The 20,421-nt window shown below is 41.2% G+C and carries 16 protein-coding genes; 7 read left to right on the forward strand and 9 right to left on the reverse strand.

From position 1 onward, the window contains the following. Positions 1-614 precede the first annotated feature (614 nt). The gene (locus tag MSKOL_RS10225; RefSeq protein ID WP_082091099.1) at positions 615-1,952 is read right to left on the reverse strand and encodes an NADP-dependent malic enzyme; all 1,338 of its coding nucleotides are present in this window, start codon (positions 1,950-1,952) and stop codon (positions 615-617) included. 387 nt (positions 1,953-2,339) lie between these two features. Here MSKOL_RS10225 and MSKOL_RS10230 point away from each other — a divergent pair, with 387 nt between their 5' ends. Next, positions 2,340-2,735 (forward strand): Mov34/MPN/PAD-1 family protein, encoded by a 396-nt coding sequence (locus MSKOL_RS10230; RefSeq protein WP_048155885.1) that lies wholly within the window; start codon positions 2,340-2,342, stop codon positions 2,733-2,735. Between the two features lie 638 nt (positions 2,736-3,373). Next, positions 3,374-3,547, forward strand: coding sequence for a hypothetical protein (locus MSKOL_RS20725; protein ID WP_197078753.1), 174 nt, complete (start codon positions 3,374-3,376; stop codon positions 3,545-3,547). A 339-nt stretch (positions 3,548-3,886) separates the two neighbouring features. On the opposite strand, the gene MSKOL_RS21365 is transcribed toward MSKOL_RS20725, so the two are convergent. From MSKOL_RS21365 to MSKOL_RS10250, 4 genes are all read right to left on the reverse strand, one after another. Then, positions 3,887-4,018 (reverse strand): hypothetical protein, encoded by a 132-nt coding sequence (locus MSKOL_RS21365; protein WP_255351922.1) that lies wholly within the window; start codon positions 4,016-4,018, stop codon positions 3,887-3,889. Positions 4,019-4,139: 121 nt separating this feature from the next. Further along, the gene (locus tag MSKOL_RS10235) at positions 4,140-4,709 is read right to left on the reverse strand and encodes an RPA family protein (protein WP_048155887.1); all 570 of its coding nucleotides are present in this window, start codon (positions 4,707-4,709) and stop codon (positions 4,140-4,142) included. Further along, positions 4,710-5,981: a replication protein A gene (locus tag MSKOL_RS10240; RefSeq protein ID WP_048155888.1), complete on the reverse strand. Its 1,272-nt coding sequence runs from the start codon at positions 5,979-5,981 to the stop codon at positions 4,710-4,712. It lies immediately after the preceding gene. A gap of 534 nt (positions 5,982-6,515) precedes the next feature. Then, positions 6,516-7,979: a type IV pilin N-terminal domain-containing protein gene (locus MSKOL_RS10250; RefSeq protein ID WP_048155896.1), complete on the reverse strand. Its 1,464-nt coding sequence runs from the start codon at positions 7,977-7,979 to the stop codon at positions 6,516-6,518. An 837-nt stretch (positions 7,980-8,816) separates the two neighbouring features. Between MSKOL_RS10250 and glmU (MSKOL_RS10255) the strand changes: the two genes are divergently transcribed. The 5 genes from glmU (MSKOL_RS10255) (at position 8,817) to MSKOL_RS20150 (ending at position 15,059) form a co-directional block, all read left to right on the forward strand. Then, the gene (gene glmU, locus MSKOL_RS10255) at positions 8,817-10,034 is read left to right on the forward strand and encodes a bifunctional sugar-1-phosphate nucleotidylyltransferase/acetyltransferase (protein WP_048120717.1); all 1,218 of its coding nucleotides are present in this window, start codon (positions 8,817-8,819) and stop codon (positions 10,032-10,034) included. An 18-nt stretch (positions 10,035-10,052) separates the two neighbouring features. Next, the gene (gene glmS, locus MSKOL_RS10260) at positions 10,053-11,906 is read left to right on the forward strand and encodes a glutamine--fructose-6-phosphate transaminase (isomerizing) (RefSeq protein WP_048155899.1); all 1,854 of its coding nucleotides are present in this window, start codon (positions 10,053-10,055) and stop codon (positions 11,904-11,906) included. Between the two features lie 78 nt (positions 11,907-11,984). Then, positions 11,985-13,289 (forward strand): phosphoglucosamine mutase, encoded by a 1,305-nt coding sequence (glmM, locus tag MSKOL_RS10265; protein WP_048155902.1) that lies wholly within the window; start codon positions 11,985-11,987, stop codon positions 13,287-13,289. After that, positions 13,286-14,479, forward strand: coding sequence for a bifunctional sugar-1-phosphate nucleotidylyltransferase/acetyltransferase (gene glmU / locus MSKOL_RS10270; RefSeq protein WP_048155905.1), 1,194 nt, complete (start codon positions 13,286-13,288; stop codon positions 14,477-14,479). The genes glmM and glmU (MSKOL_RS10270) overlap by 4 nt, the downstream gene beginning before the upstream one ends. Positions 14,480-14,858: 379 nt before the next feature. Next, positions 14,859-15,059 (forward strand): hypothetical protein, encoded by a 201-nt coding sequence (locus MSKOL_RS20150; protein ID WP_156151039.1) that lies wholly within the window; start codon positions 14,859-14,861, stop codon positions 15,057-15,059. Positions 15,060-15,333: 274 nt separating this feature from the next. On the opposite strand, the gene MSKOL_RS10275 is transcribed toward MSKOL_RS20150, so the two are convergent. The 4 genes from MSKOL_RS10275 to infB form a co-directional block, all read right to left on the reverse strand. Next, complete coding sequence (locus MSKOL_RS10275; RefSeq protein ID WP_052725412.1) at positions 15,334-16,137, reverse strand: M48 family metallopeptidase; 804 nt, start codon at positions 16,135-16,137, stop codon at positions 15,334-15,336. Between the two features lie 517 nt (positions 16,138-16,654). Continuing rightward, positions 16,655-17,026 (reverse strand): hypothetical protein, encoded by a 372-nt coding sequence (locus MSKOL_RS10280; protein ID WP_048155908.1) that lies wholly within the window; start codon positions 17,024-17,026, stop codon positions 16,655-16,657. 967 nt (positions 17,027-17,993) lie between these two features. Then, positions 17,994-18,401 carry a 30S ribosomal protein S6e gene (locus MSKOL_RS10285; protein ID WP_048158289.1) on the reverse strand — a complete coding sequence of 136 codons (408 nt, stop codon included), beginning with the start codon at positions 18,399-18,401 and terminating at the stop codon, positions 17,994-17,996. 149 nt (positions 18,402-18,550) lie between these two features. Next, positions 18,551-20,326: a translation initiation factor IF-2 gene (gene infB / locus MSKOL_RS10290; RefSeq protein WP_048120728.1), complete on the reverse strand. Its 1,776-nt coding sequence runs from the start codon at positions 20,324-20,326 to the stop codon at positions 18,551-18,553. Positions 20,327-20,421: the final 95 nt, after the last annotated feature.

Here is a 20,421-nt window from a genome sequence, read left to right on the forward strand (position 1 = left end):
GAAATTGGTTTTGGGATGAGCTCCTCGAGAAACTACTCCATTGATTCTCGATTAAGGAGTTTTCTTGCCTGAAAGCTATCGATTTTGCATTAGAAGCTGGCCTTAAATTTTGGCATATTTACATGAAATCAATACCATGTTCCATCTCACAATCTATTGCAACATTTGATAAACTTTCTGGAACTGAAGACAATTTATCACATTTATCACTTAACCGCAGACGCATGAACGCCGATATTAAGAAAGCATCAATTAAAAAATTGATATTCAGGCGGTCTCAAAACTGCATTTGATTCTACAAATTGGTTAAAATATTCGACTTCAAGGTGAATATATACCTGAATTTCAAAATAATTTCCAGATACAACAGTGAGGGTTAGTCGTGAAGATAGTCGTGAAGATTAGTCGTGAAGATTAGTCGTGAAGATTAGTCGTGAAGATTAGTCGTGAAAACATTCATGGAGCTTGACACTAAGAAAAAGAAGAAAGAAAACAGTCCTTGGAAGCATTTATGCCGAAGATCTTTACGAAGGAAAAAAGTAAGAAAAGCTTATTGGATGGAGAAAGCAGAAAACCTGTCCCGATACCGGGTTTTTAGCCCAAATTTTGCTTTCTCAGGCCTTGTCTTCATGGCTTTTCCTTGCAACGCAACTTTCGAGTGATGCACCTGCAACAGCTTTTGCAACCGCAGGCACTACACGCCTGTCAAGAGGGTCAGGAATTATGTAATCTTCAGAAAGTTCACTGAACGTTACGATCTCCGAAAGAGCGCGCGCCGCAGCTATTTCCATCTCAGGTGTTATTTTTCTCGCACAGGTGCTGAGAGCACCTTTGAAAACCCCAGGGAAGCTCAGGCAATTATTAAGCTGATTTGGAAAGTCCGACCTGCCCGTAGCAACAACCCTTGCTCCTGCCCGCTTTGCGGCATCAGGCATTATCTCAGGTAGAGGGTTTGCCATAGCCATTACAATTGCATCTTTTGCCATGGAATGAACCATTTCCTCACTGATTACCCCTCCCACGGAGACACCGATAAAAAGGTCAGCTCCCGGTAAAGCATTTTCAAGCCCCCCTTTCAATTTTCCATGATTTGTGAGCCTGGCAATTTCCTCTTTTACGGGGTTCATGCCGTTTTTCCGGCCTTCATACACGAGCCCTTTACTGTCGCAGACAAGAATTCTTGCCGGATTTGCTCCTGCTCGAACCAGGAACCGGAAAATTGCTACTCCTGCCGCCCCCAGGCCTGAAATCACTATACGGAGTTCATTTAACTTTTTATTCACAATTTTAAGGGCATTGAGAAGCCCGGCAAAAACTACAATGGCTGTCCCATGCTGGTCATCATGCATAACTGGCAGATCGAGTTCTTCACGCAGTCGCTCCTCTATTTCAAAGCAACGAGGAGCGCTGATGTCTTCAAGGTTAATACCTCCGAATGCAGGAGCCAGATACTTTACCGCTTTTATCACTTCTTCGGTTTCCTGTGTATCCAGGCAAATTGGGAAGGCATCAATGCCTGCAAATTCTTTGAAAATTATTGCCTTTCCTTCCATAACAGGCAGCGCAGCATAAGGACCTATATTCCCAAGCCCCAGCACTGCCGATCCATCTGTGATAACAGCAATAGTATTTCTCTTCAGGGTATAGAGGTAGGCAAGTTCAGGGTCCTTGACTATCTTCCTGCACGGCTCGGCAACCCCTGGTGTATAGGCGACGCTGAGGTCGTGTATCGTTTGAAGGCTAACTTTACTGGCAACCTCCAGTACGCCCCCAAGCCGTCGGTGCACGGCAAGTGATTCCTGATATAAGGATGTGTGTGGATCAGTGCCTTTTTCCTGGTACTTTTCCAGACCCTTTCTTGAATCCTTTTCCAGAGTTTTTTCGGAATTTTTTTCCAGATCTTTTCCGGAGTTCTTTTTCAGATCAGTTTCCAGCTCTGAGTCTGAGTGCATATTTTTGATCGCAGTACCTCCTGACAATACTTAATATTGTAGCAAAGCCTTAATGCGACTAAGTTCTAAGAACTAAAAATTCCTTATAATCTTAATGCTGTTAGCACAGCCTTAGTCCTATTAAATTTTAAGAAATAAACTTTCCGGTGTAATAGTCTACGAAGGCCGTAGATAAACCCACTGGCTAGAATTATGAAACTGGTCCATTGAACCAGCCGACTTTAACTCACCGACCTGAATTAACTGCCTTAATTCTATGTTTACTGGAGTCTTTTCAATCCAGAAAATTCCCGACCGATTGAATTGCGGAAAAACTCGGCTGGCAAGAATTAATGCACTCTATCATTACCGCAGAAAAGATATACTATTTAAGAAGAATAGTCCAGTATGCAAATTAACGGAATAGCTCGTGATACTCTTAATTTTATCTTGGAGGCTAGTAAGTCCATGGCTCCCCAGGAATTTGCCGGACTTTTGCAGGAAAAAGATGGGATCATCACTGAAGTTCTTATACTACCTGGCACGGAATCCAGTGATTCAAATGCCGTCCTCAGGCTCTATATGATGCCGAACATCAAAGCCGCAGGTTCAGTCCACAGCCATCCAGGCCCGAACCGCAGCCCTTCACAGGCTGACCTGCTACTCTTTTCAAAAACAGGCAACTGCCATATCATAGTTGGCCGTCCCTATGATAGTCAAAGCTGGACATGCTATAACAGGGAAGGAGAAGTAATTGAGCTTCCCGTGCTTGATGTTGAATTTGATGACTATGAAGAGATTTGACTCAAGAACCAGCTCGGAAAAACACTCGTCCTCCATGAATAAATCATCACTTTTGGAAACATTCATCCAGTCAGATACACTTTTCTGCAAACACGGTCATTAACAAAAAAGTACGGTATCCATAGCTGGCAAGCAATATCAAATAAACGACAGGTAGCTAGCAAATAAACGACAGGTAGCTAGCAAATAAACGACAGGTAGCTAGCAAATAAACGACAGGTAGCTAGCAAATAAACGATAGGTAGCCGGCAGATAGTCATTAAACAGTTACCAAATAATTAATAAAAATCTATCAAATAACCAACAAATGGCTGTCAAATGATCAATAAGTAGCTGCCAAATAATCAGCAAATAACTACAAAATAATCGCAAATAACCGGCAAAAGCTTTCAGGATAGGGATATAAATAACTTTAGTTAGTTATCTTAATTTTCCGGCTGTTGACCGGATGCAAATCCCTACCTTCATTCTGGTAGCCTACCAAAAATGTTTTATTTACAGATACATATTATTTAGAGGATACATCCGTACTTAAGGTATCTGAAAATAAGTGATATCTTGCTTCAGAGGTTGTATCCGGGCAAACACTCTGGGACTAAGACCAGGTGGCCTTCATATAACTGGAGGTAGTAATCCGAATGCCTACATGCCAAGATTGTAGATTTTATACGGCTATTGATGAGCTAAAAGGCGAATGTTTCAGCCTGGGTTTTGAAGTGCGCGGAAAAACCGATTCCAAGAAGTGCCCGGAACGGGCTTTCAGGCCAAACAAAGGCCCCAAATCCAGAAAATCCGGAGCGCATAACTACTGAAAATGTGAAAAATAAAAGGCAGAAAAAGCTCAGAAGGAAGAAAGAGCTAGCTCAAAAAAGAGGTTTAAAATGTTAAAATGAATTGAAGCGAACCTCCAGCCCTAACATAAATTCCGGTGTACCTGAATAACTTACTTTTTGTTTGCCGGAATTAAACAAGCTTAAACGAAATATCATTAAATTTTTTTGTTTTGTATCTATTTTTAGTACTATTATAACTATTCAGCCCAGGAAAAACAACATCATTAACCTGATTTAACAGAATTCAAGGGGTAAATTTCAGAAAATATATTTTATTTGATTATTGGCTATTGATTGCGTTTTTTCAATCCTCAAGAGTTAGAATTCAGACATACCGATTTCATCAAAATCAATATCGATCAATAGATTCCGGAAGGCTGAATAGTAACCAATTTTATAAGGATTGATGGCCAGTGAAAACAGCGATTGTTTTAAAGCTTCAAGTTCCATTTTCTACTCCAAAATATGATGAGAGAAAATGGAACAATTATTGTATTTTTCAGTGGTTGAAAATCCATTAAATTTGAAGAGAATGCCTGATTTGATAGTATAGTTTCTACTATTTTTTGCTTCATTCCCTTTCTTTGAGGGACTCAAGAGCTTTTTTGACTATAGTGCGGTAGTAACCGGTATCAGTCGAATAGTGTTCTTTTGCAAGTTTTGAGTTTTGATCCTCCTCTACCTCAATTGCCCTTATCCTTTCAAGAGTCTGTTTTGCAGTATCAAGCACCCAGAGATCCCGGGTAAGTTCATCTACCTGCTGGATAGATTCTGGACGGATAGAAGTAAGGACATTCCCATCATCTGTAGTATAGGTACTGGTTTTGCCCACAACTGCTACAAAAGCTGGCAGTTCACACTCGGCAAGAAATTGAGCTGCTTCGGGCTGATACTGTCCGGCATAGACCAGGAAAGAACCTGTCGGGTCCGAAACTCTTCCCCTCCAGTACTCAGAATCAGTGCCGATATCTTCTTTTTCGATAAGTGTGCCAACAAGGAAGATACGGTTTACTTTAGCTCCCGTGGGCGTCAGGACATACTGTGGAGCATACTGATCAGTTTCATCCCTTGAAGTCAGATTCGAATCCTTCAGTTCCTGGGCAAAAACCCTGCGGGCAGCTTCTCTGAAAAAACCTGGCATTTACTGCACCTCCATCCTGGCAAGTGTTTCATTAAGAGACAGCATTTCATCAAGCATCTCTCTATCCAGAGAAGTTTTTGGATTAATGGAATCCACAAGGATATAGCGATCAAGCTTGTGCCCGGTTACAGTATAGTACCTGCCTACCAGCTCATGTTTTAGATTATCCAGCACTACTCCGGGGTCGAGAGCGTCAGCGGCCATTGCAATTGCAGTATTAAGAGAAAGCCCTGCAAGCTCCTCGGTAAGTTCTCTGTTAATCAGGATGTCCTGAGTGGAAGTTCCGGAATCCAGAACCGCTTTTATCCTCAGGTCGTATTCACCTTTTACTTTTCCGTGCTCTGGACAGGCACCCTTAACCAGAGCCCTTTTACATTCGGGACAACGTTTTATGAGGCCTGAACCGGTCTGGATGTCCACCATTGCTCCGAAGTATGTGGAAGTCAAGGACCCGACTTTGATATCTTCATCAAGTTCTTCTATGGAACTTGACCGATTAAGCTGAATCTGGATCTTACCTCCCCATTCGTTGACAACTACATTTTTCAACATGTAGCTTTTGCCCTCTTCCATGTCAGGAAGCTCGGAACTGGCCCAATTAGTAAATTTGATAACCCCTGTGGGGTCTCCTATAAGCCCTGCCTGTTCAATCGATTCATGAGAGTTTTCCCAAAGTTGAACCACTTTTCCTTTAACTGTAGCCCACTGGCCTCCGGCAAGGTCAGAGATGTTTCTGAGTTCAGACTCCCTTGCAGCCGGGATGAAGTCCCCGCCTCCAACTCCAATAGCCTCATCCAGTTTTTCGATAGAAGTATTCCTATTAAGCTGTACCTGGAACCTGTCATTGTACTCTCCTACGACAACGCTCCTGAATAAATAACTCTCACCCTGTTCAAGCCCAGGCAGTTCGGCATTTTTCCATTCGGTAAACTTTATAATTCCTGTTTCATCTCCCAGGAGCCCCACCTGAGAGATTGATTCGTGAGTGTTTTCCCATAGCTGGACAACCCTTGCCTTAATATTTGCCCATTGCCCATTTTCAGAAATATCTATTATCTTGGTAAGCTGCGGCTCAGCCTGCCTGGTATAAAATTCATTTTTAGGAATAGAGTATTTCTTCAAAAAATAATTGGTCACACTACGCTGGGCTTCGTTTGAAGGAACTTTAAATTTAGTAATCAGTTCGTCAAGTCTGCTTTCGATATCCTCTACAGGTACGTCGATGCCAAGCTTTAAAAATCGATCTCGAATAGATTCAGCTGTCTGTTTCATTCTTCCTACCTCAAGCCTCTTGTTTATCTTTATTTATAGAGAGGCGTTTTAATCTACAACGCCACAGCATATAAAGTTAAGGAAAGCGGAGTGAAAGTATTCGTATCAAGGCCACAATCGGTATCCGGTAAAGCTCTTCTTAAAGATTGAGAAACCATGAAGAATTGGCCCCTGAAACTCAATCTTATGCAGAGGAAAAACTATTATTTTGAGACTGTTTTTAAATTCCCTATGCATAATACCTGCTTCCTGCTTGAGTTCAATTTTGAACTTACTTCAATTTTCATTCAAATTTTTTCTAAGAGACTATGTGTACATACTATACTTAAACTTATTTATGCAGAGATTTTGTAGCATTGTTACAAAGAGCCGGTTCGGCCTTTGTAAATAAATTGAAAAAACGTCCACACTTTCCCAAATACTCATTCAAATAGATTTTTTCGGAGGCTCATATTTTTTAAAAAATTTCATTCGGTTTTTGGGAGCTGAGTCCCGTAAAGGTCAGCTCCATTAATATATCCTTGTTAATATATTTTATTTAACAGTAGTGCTTCCAGAGTAAATTAAGGATTTGCTTCGGACATCCACTATTTTTATAAATATGCAGTCCCCCTGACTAAGGTCAAGCGGACTGCGAGGGTCGTCATAATCATATTTAAGATCAAAAGTGGCTGAATCCCCTACTTTGAAGACCCCAAGCTCCGTGAAATTGAGGTAACATTGTTTGTCTCCTTTCTGAATAATAACTTTTGTCTCATCATCAGATTTGAAATTAATTGTATCTCCCCCAAGGTGCTCGATTACGAACTTGAGGACAGTTCCACCTTTGGTTTCGTTTGAGTTTTCATCTTGGCCTTCATCCGGGGGTTCACTCAAGTCCGGGTTCTGAGATTCAATTGCAGACTTTGAGGCATCTTCTCCGTTTACTGAAACCAAAAGGACAAGATCCTGAAAATCAACACCATCGGTATTCAGATTTTTATTACTCAGCTCAAAAAGATATATAACTTCGTTTTCCTTGAGCTTGATACTACCGTTTTCAATGTATTCTTTTACAAAGTCTTCAATCGAGTCCTGACCTCGGAATCCAGGGATATTAGGAACATCGTCTCCGTTCTTAAGAACCTTCAAATTAGGTGAATTGGTCGAAGTGCTAACTTCAAGGATTTTTCCCGGGATATTATTCTGGTTATTCCAGTTATTCCAGTTATTCCAGTTATTCCAGTTATTCCAGTTATTCCAGTTATTCTGGTTATTATTAGGTTCAACATATTCCCAGGAGCAAGCCTCAACCGTTACAGGCGTATCTGCATTATAGGAAATTGGAGACTCCCAGAAGCGAGGATTTTTTTCATCATTGATATTCCCTTCCGATGCATTCGTGTAATCTCCCCAGGGATCATAAGTATAGTCCCCTAACTTGAGACGGCAAGTAACCGGAGACGGTCCCTCGTTCATAATTAAAGCACAACCAAGCACAGTTGCATTGACTGTGAAGTTTTCCTTCGGTACTACTGTATTGTTGTTTATCACACTGAAATTCACGGTAAAACTCGCTTGAATACTATGACTGGACGATACATTATTGAAGGTATAGGTGGAAACCGGTCCAGCGGAATTCCCGTCAACCAGCACATCAAGAACCTTATAGTTTTCATCAGGTATCATACTGAAGATCTTATTGCCGCCAGCAGTCACAGAGATACTTCCCTCAGGAGAAATATTACCTCCAGACCCCGAAGAAGCCTCAATTAAATAGCCGGCTGGCGTCGTTTCATCCTGCGTTGGTGTCTCTGCGTTCTGCGTTGACGTCGTCTCATTTTGCGAGAAATTACGAGCTTCGATAAAGAGATTGGCACTGGGTGCACTTTCCGGTATATTGGGATACACTATTGATGCAGCAAGTATGATGGTCACCACAACCATTAATATTTGCCCGTATACTTCTGAGACTGCCTGACACTTCTCGCCAAGTATCCTTGACTTTTTACCCTCCACGATAAAAATCACCTTGTAAAGATTTGTTTTATAACAATTTAAACAGCCACTCTTTGATATTAATTTAACTGTTTTGAAAAACTGTTCATTTTAGGTGTTATAATGATTGATTACTCAAGGCTAAAAAGAGAAATTTCATGTAGTTCAGTGTATAAAAATCTTATTAGTCAACCGGCATATAACATTCAGAAACACGGGACTTATGACCGATCACGCTTTAGGATTATCGAAGATGTTTCATATTCTGAGGTGTAGTGAAGTGTCCAGTTTAGATAAAGAGTATGAACGCAGATTTTCAGGATTAATCGAAAAAGTGACCCTTAAAACTGATTTTCCAGAAACTTTACAACTAGTGAATATTTTTTACTTTTTGACTTTATAGAAATTTTAAAGTATTCAGAAGGAATTTAAGGATTGGAGTAATATTTTCAGCATGTTGTCACAACTATTTATCAAATGTGTGGCAGTTAATGAAACGTTCAATAGAAAAAGTTCCTTAAGAATTGTCCGGGTTTTCAAAGGTTAGGAAGCATAAAACATAAAAAGTAGGAAAGACATACAGGATTTTATGAAATAAATAAGTTTCGAGACTGTTAAAAAGATAAAATTGCCTGTAAAAGCTAGAAAATGGGATGGAATTCTTATTAGAATTACTGGATTCATGTTATGGAGTTGTTTATCTTGTAGGAAGAACTTATTTCTCAATTACGTAGGATTACTTTTTTATTGTTAGCTGTACCTTATTCAGATATAAAACTCTAAATATATTTACAGATAGTTTATTCGTATAAAACTTTTGAAGGTAACGTATAAATTCTAAAAAAGGTTCTTAAAATTATGAAAGCTATTATCCTTGCAGCAGGAGAAGGGCTGCGCTGCAGGCCTCTTACTCTAACTCGTTCAAAAGTAATGCTTCCTATAGCCAACAGACCTATTTTAGAGCATGTAATAGGTTCGCTTGAAAAAAATGGAATAACTGACATTATATTGATTGTTGGATATAAAAAAGAACGCATAATGGACTATTTCGAAGACGGGCTAAACTTCGGAGTGAAAATAAAGTACGTTGAACAGAAAGCTCAGCTTGGGACTGCACATGCAATTGAGCAGGCAAAAAAATGGATTGACCCCGAGGACTCGGTATTTCTCGTGCTCAATGGAGACAACCTGGTGGAACCGAAAACTATAGCGGATCTTCTAAATAATTATGAAGGGGATGCAAGCCTTCTAACTGTTCAGATGGAAGAGACTGCAGGCTATGGTGTGGTTCTGAAAGAAAAAAAGAGAGTCACAAGAATTCTGGAAAAAAGGCCTGGAGACCTGAGCCGTATTGTAAATACAGGAATTTATATTTTTACGCCGAAGGTCTTTGAAACCATCGAAAAAACCCCGATATCCGAAAACGGGGAGTATGCAATAACCGATACCCTTCAGCTTATGATTGACGAAGGGAAAATCATTACTTCCGTCCCTACCGAATCAAAATGGCTTGATGCTGTCCATGCTTGGGACTTATTAAAAGCTAATGCCATAGTCTTAAATTCAGCCAGGGAACCGAAGCTTGAAGGGGAAATTGAAGAGGGAGTTTTCCTCAGTGGAAAGGTGGCAGTAGGAAAGAATACAAGGATTCGCTCAGGAACTTACATTGTAGGCCCTGCAGTCATAGGGGAAAATTGTGATATAGGTCCCAATGTAGTTATTCTTCCCTCCACAACAATAGGAGACAATGTATCGATCAGGTCATTTACCGAAATACAGAACAGCATAATAATGAATGACTGCAGGATATACTCTCATGGGCAGATCTCTAATTCCATAATTGGAAGCAACAATACAATTGGCTCAGGTTTCTTTGTTGAAGAAAAAGAAGGTCTATCGATCATTATGAACGGAAATATTCATCGAGCTCCCAAACTCGGCACCATCTTCGGAGACGACAACCGGATTGGGAATAGCGTACTTGTAAAGGCCGGAGTAACAATAGCTGTTGACTGCCAGGTGGAATCTGGAAACACCATATACAGGGATCTGTCCCGTCATTCGGTTGTTCTTTAACCCTATAAAGGTGGAAAAATGTGTGGAATTGTAGGATATGCAGGGGAAAACTCTGCTGCATCTGTCATCATAGAATCTCTCAAAAAACTTGAGTATCGTGGATATGATTCTGCTGGGATTTCAATTCTGGGCAGCGGAATCGATACTTACAAGTCAGTGGGTAAAATCGTAAACCTTGAAGCCACAATCCCAGAAGGAATAAGTGGCAACATCGGAATAGGGCACACCCGCTGGGCAACCCACGGAAGACCCAGCACAATAAACGCTCATCCGCATACCTCTGGAAACCCATGTAAGATCTCAGTTGTGCATAACGGAATAATAGAGAACTACATGGCATTGAAAGAACAACTTACTGCAGAAGGATATGAATTCAAATCGGAAACTGATACCGAAGTGATCGCACACCTCCTGCATAAGCACATATACGGTAAGCCAGATGGAAGAGAAGCAAAATGCGAACTTCTTACAGGACTGCGGAAAGCGCTAAAAGAGATCGAAGGTTCTTATGCTCTTGCAGTTCTCTGTGCTGACGAACAGGGAAAACTTGTGCTTGCTCGGAAAGACAGCCCACTGGTTATAGGACTCGGCAAGGGAGAGAACTTTGCCGCATCGGACGTAACTGCTTTTTTGAATTATACAAGGGATGTAATTTTTGTAAATGACTTTGAAACCGCAGTTCTAACTCCTAACAGCGTAGAGATCTTTGACAGAGAAGGAAAAGTCCGCGAAAAGAAGATAGAAAAGATCGAGTGGGACTTTGAAGCTGCCGAAAAAGCCGGTTACGAACACTTTATGCTCAAGGAAATTCACGAGCAGGTGAGTGCGATTCACAATACACTTGCAGGCAAAGTCTCGGAACTTGAAGGAACGATAGATCTCAAAGAACTTAATATGGCCGATGAAGAGATAAGGAAACTTTCAAGAGTCCAGATTCTGGCATGTGGAACCTCCTGGCACGCAGGGCTGCTTGGGAAATACCTTTTTGAGCAGCTTGCAGGAATTCATTGCGATATAGACATCTGCTCGGAGTACAGGTACAGAAGCCCGGTTATAAGTGATGGAACCCTTGCCATTGCAATCACCCAATCCGGGGAGACTGCAGATACCCTCGCGGCTGTTAGGGAAATAATGTCCTACAACTGCCCTACACTTGCTATTACAAACGTTGTAGGAAGCACTATTACAAGAGAAGCTAACAGTGTGCTCTATACCAGAGCAGGACCTGAGATCGGAGTTGCCGCGACCAAAACCTTCAGTACCCAGCTTACACTTCTTTATCTGCTTGCTGTCAAGTTCGCCCTCTCAAGAGGTAAGCTAAGTCCTGATTATGTTAAAGGATTCATTACGGGTCTAAGAAAAATACCAGGTCAGATTCAGCAGATTCTCAACCAGAAAGAAGCAGTGAAGGAATGTGCAGAGAATTTTGCTCATGCAGATAACTACTTCTTCCTCGGCAGGAACCTTAACTATCCGATTGCCCTTGAAGGAGCTCTCAAATTAAAAGAAATTTCATATCTGCATGCTGAGGGTTTTGCCGCAGGCGAACTGAAACATGGACCGATTGCGCTGCTTGAGAAAGGAACGCCTGTAGTTACTATTGCAACAAAAGGGCAGACTTACGATAAGGTGCTGAGCAATATAAAGGAAGTAAAAGCCAGGGATGCAACGGTTATCGCAGTGGCCGATAATAAAGACACCGAGATCGGAAAATATGCGGATGTTGTTCTTACAATACCTCCGAGTAGCGAATTGCTTTCTCCGTTGCTCAGCGTTGTAGTCCTCCAGCTGCTTGCTTATTATACTGCTCTTGCTCGTGGGTGCTCGATTGACAAACCACGCAATCTTGCAAAAAGTGTCACAGTTGAATAATTAAATGCCCGAAAATTTAAAAATTAAAAAACAAGATAATTTAGAGAAAAAACTTTAGAAAATTTGGGAATGGGATATATGAAACTCTTCGGATCTTCAGGAATAAGAGGGATAGCAAACAAAGAAATTACGCCCGAACTTGCACTTAATGTAGGGCTTGTACTTGGAAGCCGAAAAAAAACTGCAGTTATCGGGAGGGACCCCAGAGTTTCGGCCCCTATGATCGAGCATGCCCTGATTGCGGGAATGACTGCAACAGGCTGTGCTGTCACAGAAATAGGCCTTGTATCTACCCCAACCCTGGCATATGCATCCAGAGAATACGAATGTGGTGTAATGGTTACAGCCTCCCACAATCCCTCAGAGTATGTAGGGATCAAGCTCTGGAACCCTGATGGCATGGCCTTTGACTCGGCGCAGCAGGAAGAGATCGAAAAAGCGATTGAAGATGCGGACTTTTCCCTGGTTCCCTGGGACCTGATAGGCAAGTTCGAAGAAGACGGAAATGCTATCCGGGCCCATATGAATATGATCAAAAAGCTTGTAGGAAGTTCCAGCCTGAAAGTTGTACTGGACTGCGGATGCGGAGCGGGAGGAACAATTACCCCCTATCTCCTCCAGGAGCTTGGTTGTGAGGTAATAACCCTGAACGCTCAGCCTGACGGCCACTTCCCTGCGAGAAACCCTGAGCCAAATGACGAAAACCTTTCCATGCTCAAAAAAGCCGTTGTGGATTTCGGAGCCGCTCTTGGAATCGCACATGACGGTGATGCGGACAGGATGATGGCAGTGGACGAGAAAGGCAATTTTGTTTCAGGAGATGAAATGCTTGCAATTTTTGGGCTGTATGAGTGCAGCGGTAAGAAAGGAACAGTCGTCGTGCCTGTGGACACATCAATGATGGTTGGGGATTCTCTTAAGGGTTCGGAGATTGTGAGGACAAGAGTTGGGGACGTTTACGTCGCAGAGGGCATAAAAAAGTGTGGTGCTATCTATGGAGGCGAGCCATCAGGAAGCTGGATTTTCCCGAAGATTTCCTACTGTCCGGATGGGATTTATGCAGCCGCAAAACTTGTTGAGATTGTCAAGGAAAAGAAGTTAAGCAAGCTTCGAGAAGAGCTTCCCAGGTACGCCACAAAAAGAGGAGCCCTTCCCTGTGCAAATGACAAAAAGGCAGAGTTTATGGAAAAAGTTAAGGCTAAACTCGAGCCCATGGGAAAAGTCCTTGATATCGACGGTATTCGCGTGGAAATGGACAATGGCTGGGTACTTATCCGCCCCTCGGGAACGGAAGCAAAAGTTAGAATCACAGCTGAAGCCCGGGAAAATGTTGATGAGATTTTCGAGATGGCTGAAAAGCTAGCAAAGGAGGCACTTAAATGAAAGCGGTTGTCCTTGTGGCAGGCAAAGGCACAAGGATGGAACCTCTAACTTCCGGCTGTCCTAAAGTTATGCTCCAGGTTGCAAACAAGCCAATCCTCGAACATATACTCAATTCAGCCATAGAAGCAGGCATTGAAGGCTTTGTCTTCATTACTGGTTATCTCGAAGAGCAGATCAAAGAGTATTTCGGGGACGGAAGCAAATGGGGAGTAAGCATAGAGTATGTACAGCAGAAGGAGCAGTTAGGGACTGCAAATGCAATAGGCTGTGCAAAAGACTATGTTGATGGAGCTTTCCTTGTACTTAACGGAGACATGCTCATAGGAAAGGAGGACTTAAAAGCCCTGGTCTCAAGGACAGAGGAAGCTGTCATCTGCGTAAAAGAAGTGGAGAACCCGTCGGATTTTGGAGTGCTTGAAACTGAGAATAATAGAGTTGTCAGGATAATAGAAAAGCCTAAAAATCCTCCTACTAACCTTGCAAATGCCGGAATATATCTCTTCAGGGAATCTGTTTTTGACTTTATTGACAGAACCCAGGCTTCAGTGAGAAATGAATTTGAGATTACGGACTCCATCCAGATGTTGATCGATAGTGGAGCAGCCGTGGGTTACAGCCCTCTCGGAGACAGATGGATAGATATAGGGTATCCCTGGGACCTCCTGAAAGCAAATGAGTACCTCCTGAAAGACCTTAAGAGCAGCTTTGAAGGTACCGTGGAACCGAATGCTACGATAAAGGGAGAGGTTGTAATCGGAAAAGACACTCTTATCAGGAACGGTTCTTATATCGAAGGCCCGGTGATAATAGGAGAGAACTGCGATATCGGCCCTAATTGTTTTATCCGTCCTTCTACTGCAATCGGGAACCATGTCAGGGTGGGAAATGCTGTAGAGATAAAAAATACGATTATCATGAAAGATACTCATGTGGGACACCTGAGTTATGTTGGAGACAGCATTATCGGGCACCGCTGCAACTTTGGAGCTGGTACGAAGGTTGCAAACCTCCGCCATGATGGAAAAAACATAAAATTAATGGTAAAAAGCAGGATTCTTGACTCGGGCAGGAGAAAACTCGGAGTGATTATGGGAGATGACGTGCATACCGGTATCAATACAAGTATAAATATCGGCACGATAATGGAAAAAGGAAGATATACATATCCTGGAGAGATTGTCAAACATTAACCTTTGATACTAAGGAATGATAAAAATATAACTTCAAATTCTCGGCTCTTCGTCATTCCCTGTGGATAAGATGATTTTCAATTCGAAACCGAACTGGTTTTTATGAAGACATTATGAGTATAGCCACACAAAACAACGAAGAGCCAAATTTTCATTTTGGGAATTGATCTATAGAGGCTGTCTTAAAATTCAAATCATTTACATTCGTCATCAGTTAAGATACGCTCTGTTAAAAACGTGTTACTATTATCCTGTTTTTCTGTAAACCTGTAACGTAAATCAAGATGCGTAGATAAATGTAGTAGTATATCGATTCTCAAATATATACATAATAAGAAAATAAATACAGCTTATGACGCAAATATTATTTTAAAGTCACATGGAATTTTGTAACACGGAAAACGCAGCCTGTCGCATAGTGATTCTATCTGGATATTACAACTACGGAAAGCACGGAAAGCACGGAAGAAACACGCCTTTACTACTGATTTGCGTGTCTTCCGTGCTTTCAGTGGTTTTTAAAAAATTCATTTTTGACATACTTTGGAATCGATGCAGTAGTCATGTTATGGTTAACTGATCCCTTAACCGAAGACGCATGAAATCATTTTACAATTGGATGATAGGCAACGTTCCGTTTAAATTCATATTACGCACTCGATGTATAAAATCAAATACAATAAACATCATGGTTTAAATTTTCGTTTTGGACATTAGCAGTTTGACACTCCGTTTATCAATTCAAATGCATAAGTCCTATCCCAATTATAGAACCAAATTTAATTTTACGACGCTCTCTCTGAGAATAGACAAAACTTTCCAGCTTTATTCTAACAGATTTTTTAAATTTATCTTTAAAAAATCTTTCCCGGCCTGTCTTCGTTTATGGCTCTGACCCTTCTGAGCAATACAGGATGGGTTGAAAACAGATTGGTAGTCCAGACCCAGAAACCTTCAGGACTTATTGTGGCTTCAAGGTATTCCTCATAATCAACAACTTTGTAGAGGTGTTCGCCTGCTGAAAGAACTATGAGTCCTTTTTCGCCTGAAGGAACAAGCCGAATTGCAATTCTGTCCGAGGTATATTCCCTTGCCCGGCTCAGGGCAGTCCATAAAAAGTCCTTGAGGACAGGCACAAAAGCAATTGGAAAGATAGAAAGATTGTAGAGCAGGGTCACATGGCCTGCCTTTATGTGGGCCAGCTCATGAGCAACGATAAACTCAAGTGAATCAAAATCTCCTTCTCTATATGCGACCTCAACTATATCCGCGTAAAAAACCACATAATTTTTTCGGAAGTACAGCCGGGTAGCAAACGCGTTTAACAGTCCACCTTCCTGGATTAAAAAAGCATCCGGAACTTCTTTAAAGTTCAGTTCATGAGAAAGGCGTTTTATGATTTCATAGAGTTCAGGAAACTGCTTTTCTGAAAGCTTGATCGCATTTGACATCATTCCTCCGTAGGTCTGCCCGGAAACAAATGAGAGAAAAGCAATCGCTGCCGGAACTACCAGTATATATTCAGGTCCCAATTCTTCAGGATATAAAAGCGGAACTGTCATTAGTGTGACATAAATAAAAATACTGATCAGCAGACAGATAACAAAAAGAGGTATTTCGGCAGGATGTCTGAGATTTCTTACTTCGCTGTCTAGCAAGTTATTCTTTCCTCTACTTTTTCTAAAGATTGAAAATACATTATTAAGTTAAGTAAAGAGTATATTACATAGTAATTACATATTAATTTTATTAACAAAGATGGCGTTAGGCCTCATGAAACATATCTAATCCTTTCATTCTCATGAAGCTCAAGCAAAAGAACCATGTAGAGAAAAGGAGATTGAGATATGGAGAAATCCTTTCTTTTTTAAAAAGTAGCCAGGAGCAAAAGTAAAGAAATTATTATTTTGCCGTTAACAACCGTTTTTACCATTGACTTATCTATTGCGATGTCTCCTTTCCCTTAAAATAAAAAATTATTTCAGTATGATTAAATTATTATTGTTTTGCACGATTTCGAGAGAAAATCTGAAGACCAGAAAATAATAAAAAGTCTTATTAATTAACAGAATCTGTCAAATTTAAGGTTATTCGCTAATCGATTAACCCTTCTTTAAATTTGGAATTAAATTTGAAGAGAGTACTTTTAAACTGCCGTATTAAGCGCAATACGGATTATATGTAGTACTCAACATAGAAACGGTAAGAAACCTGAACTTCTTCGAGCTCCCTGGTTTCCAGTTCAAAATCAGACTGGCTGGTTTTGTAAATCTTATCTCCAACATTCTTAAAGGTGACTTCACATTTTATATTTTCTGGAAGTTGAGCCTCGAAGCTGCCGCATTTATTACGGATTCCCATGACAAGCTTTTCGATTTCTGCGGTACTGAAGACTTTTTTCTTTACAGGGACGTAATTTACCTCAACTATCAGTTCTTCTTTGCTCGTTAAGTCTGCCCAGAAGCCGGAAAGTTCGGTTCCTTCTATCCTGTAGTCCTGAAGCTCAAAACTTCTCGTGATTGTATTCTTCATTTTACCTTCTTCCATATGCGTAATTTAGAAAGTGGATATATATAAACTATCTTAAAAACAAAGCAGATTCTTAAGAACACAGTTATTCTTTATTACATCAGGAACTTACATCAGGAACGCAAAGGATCACGAATACCCGTTCCTTCAAGTAGGGAATGAAGTGACCTCTTTCCTCTTTGTTTTTCTCTTCAAAAGCGCATAAGATTCCTCGAATAACAGGCACAAACAAATGAAAGTACTTTTCACCTCACTCTTCTTTGACTATCGGCATCGTCATTACCTTGGGTAGTAATGGTGCCCTAATTTTGGTTTTTTGAAATTTTGCCAAAATTAACGAAAAAGCGTTAAAAGCAAAAAATTGCATAAAGTAACTTAGTTAATCAAAAAATTAGATTTGATGCCTGTAAAATAGCATCGCAAAATATAGGTGGATATAGAGTTCAGTGATAAAAACCTAATTTAAGACATACATTGTTAAAAAAATAGCATTTTATGTGATTTTTTATAACTTGAGTAAAAACACAAATAGTAGTTACATATTGAAAATTTAAATAAGGCATTTTTCTTTATTACACAACTAAAAGGTACTATAATTAAAATTATTGGCAGAAAAATTCATTAAATTGAATTCAAACTGCTTTGAACAAATTTTTTGGTAAAATATATATTACTATCTAATATTATTGAAAAAGAAAACATTTTATAAAAAACAGTGAACCTCGACTCAGTACCAAAATCTAGTGATGAATGTAAAATTCAAAATCACTAGATTTTGTAATTGGTCACAATCCTTGTAATACAACTTAGGGATTGACGTCTTTAGATACCGAATATTGATTTTAGTGAAAACCGAATTTTTCTTGCTAATTCAGATTTTCAATCAAAAAATGCAAAAATCACTGGATTTTGGACCAGAGTCTGAACCTCAAATAAATAATTATTTAAAGCCCGCCCGCAGGCGGGAACTTGAAATTGATTGAAATTACTCTGCCGGAGCTTCTGCTGCGGCTTCGAGACCGAGAAGAGCTTTTATGGATTTGCTTCCGTACTCAACGACTTTTGCATTTATCTGGACAATGTCATGAGCAATTTCCTTGCCGCGGACCATCTTTCGCCTGCGCTGCCCTGGATGTTTAGGGGTATACCCCACACCTACTGCCATCAGAATTCTCTGTCTTCTGGGGCCTGGAAGGTCGGGTTTCATAACAAAACCGCTGCCATCACAGCCGCCTGTGATCTTGACTTTGTAGCCGGACATACCGAAAATTGAACCATCAACAACGTCGCCTATTGACTTTCCGATTAATGCGTTTGCCTCAGCGTCTTTTACATCGACCTGGTAAGCACGCCCTTCCTTTGGGTCAGAAACTACAACTTTGAAATTAGCCATGTGAAATCCTCCAATATCAAATTTACTTTTAATAATTCCTTTGCCTTGCCTCTTCATCCGAGACTTAACCCGGATTTTCCTGAATTTTTACCTGAGCTTTCCGTGCATTCAGAACATAATTTCTGAATATAATTATGCACTTGTAAGCATTATTTTGCCCAGAAAGGATTATCTTTTCTTTTCAGGGAAAGAAAAATATCAAGAGTTTCCTTTTCATCGGTTGAAAGAGAATCGTAGATCTCGTGCTCAAGAACTTTTGCATGCCTCTCAGGCACATTGATATAGAGCACGTCTTCCTCTTTGATCTGCCTGCCTACGGTTGCACCGTCAATTGCCATTGCAACCTCTTTGCCTACCCCTGCAGACGGGATATTCTCTCCTTCGATCTGCAGGCCTTTGATCTTGCCTACAACGTTTCCGTTCTCAAGCATCACATCGGCATTTGTCCGCACGACTCCACCAAGCACTCTTACGCCAACAACTGCTGGTTTACTCTGACGGAATATGCAACCTGGAAGGATTTTGAATTTTCCCGGACGGATTATTGTTTCAAAAATCTTCTTTTCAGCCTGTTCCTGCTGCTCTTTTACATATTTTTGGTAATCTTCAACCAGACGATAAATCACGTCACTCGTGAATACCTTCACAGTGCTTTCCTGCAGGAAATCTCTGGCGTCAGGGTGAACTTTGACATTGAAACCTATAACCACGGAATAGAGAGGATCTTCAACCGTCGAAGCCTCAATTGCATCCCGGTGTGAAATATCTCCTACTTCGGCTTTCCTGATAGGCACATCATCTTTCTGGAACTCATGGACAAGGGCTTCAAGGGAGCCAAGTGTATCGGCTTTGATCATAATCCCGACTGAACCAGTATCAATCCTGACCTCATCGATCTCGGATTTTACCTGGGCTGCAATCTCGTCAAGAGTCTCTTCGGTAGCAACCCTTATTGGAGAGCCTGCAAGTGCACCTTCAAGGCCGGGAGCCGAAATCTTTACTCCAGCCGCAGCAGTAACCTTATTCACCTGCTTGAACTTGCTCTCATAACGCATCTCAGAAAGTTCCCTTGGCTTTAAGAGAGCCCGGACCTTTGTCTGAATTGGTTTTCCCAGGCTTCCAATAACAACCGTATCGCCCTTTTTCAGAGTGCCGTCATAGAGAATAACATCAAGCGTTGCACCAAGTCCTTTTTCTTCCTTGACCTCAAGCACAGTGCCAACTCCAGGACCTTTTGCACTGTAATGCAGGTTTGCTTCAAGGAATTTCTGGGCCAGACCAAGAAGCACCATCAGGACATCAGGAATTCCTTCGCCTGTCATAGCACTTACAGGAACTACACCCAAGGTTTTCTGGAAATTTGTAACCCTGTCATACCGTTCTGCTGCAAAGCCCTGGTTGTATAATTCACCAATTACCTCGTAGAGCTTTGTTTCAAGCCGGGCCTGGACGTCTTCGGACTGTTTTTTGAAAGTGGCCGCAAAAGGCAGATCTTTTTGTGAGACCCAGCCGCCAATCCTGTCAATCTTATTCGCAACAACAACAAAAGGAGTTTTGAACCGCTTTAAGATCTGCAGGCTTTCGTAGGTCTGGGGTTTGAAGCCTTCGTTTATGTCCACTACAACGATTGCAAGATCTGCAAGAGCGCCTCCCCTGCTCCTAAGAGTTGTAAAGGCATGATGTCCAGGTGTATCGATAAAGAGCAGTCCTGGCACTATGAACCTATCCCGAAGCCTTGGGTCCCCAAGCTTGTTGATAATTACATCTATTGGGACTTCAGTTGCCCCGATATGCTGGGTGATGGCACCGGCTTCTCCACTGACAATTGCAGTACCCCTGATCTTGTCCAGGAGAGTCGTTTTCCCGTGGTCGACGTGCCCCATCACGCAGACTATAGGAGTCCTCAAATTTTTCTTGTCGGCCATATGCAAAACCTCTCTCATTCCCGCGTCTTATTTGCTGCAGGTCCAGAAGGGTCCGGGTTTACCCTGACGGACCCATATTGCAGGTCGGATGAACA

The organism is Methanosarcina sp. Kolksee (assembly GCF_000969945.1).
GTDB classification, from domain to species: domain Archaea; phylum Halobacteriota; class Methanosarcinia; order Methanosarcinales; family Methanosarcinaceae; genus Methanosarcina; species Methanosarcina vacuolata.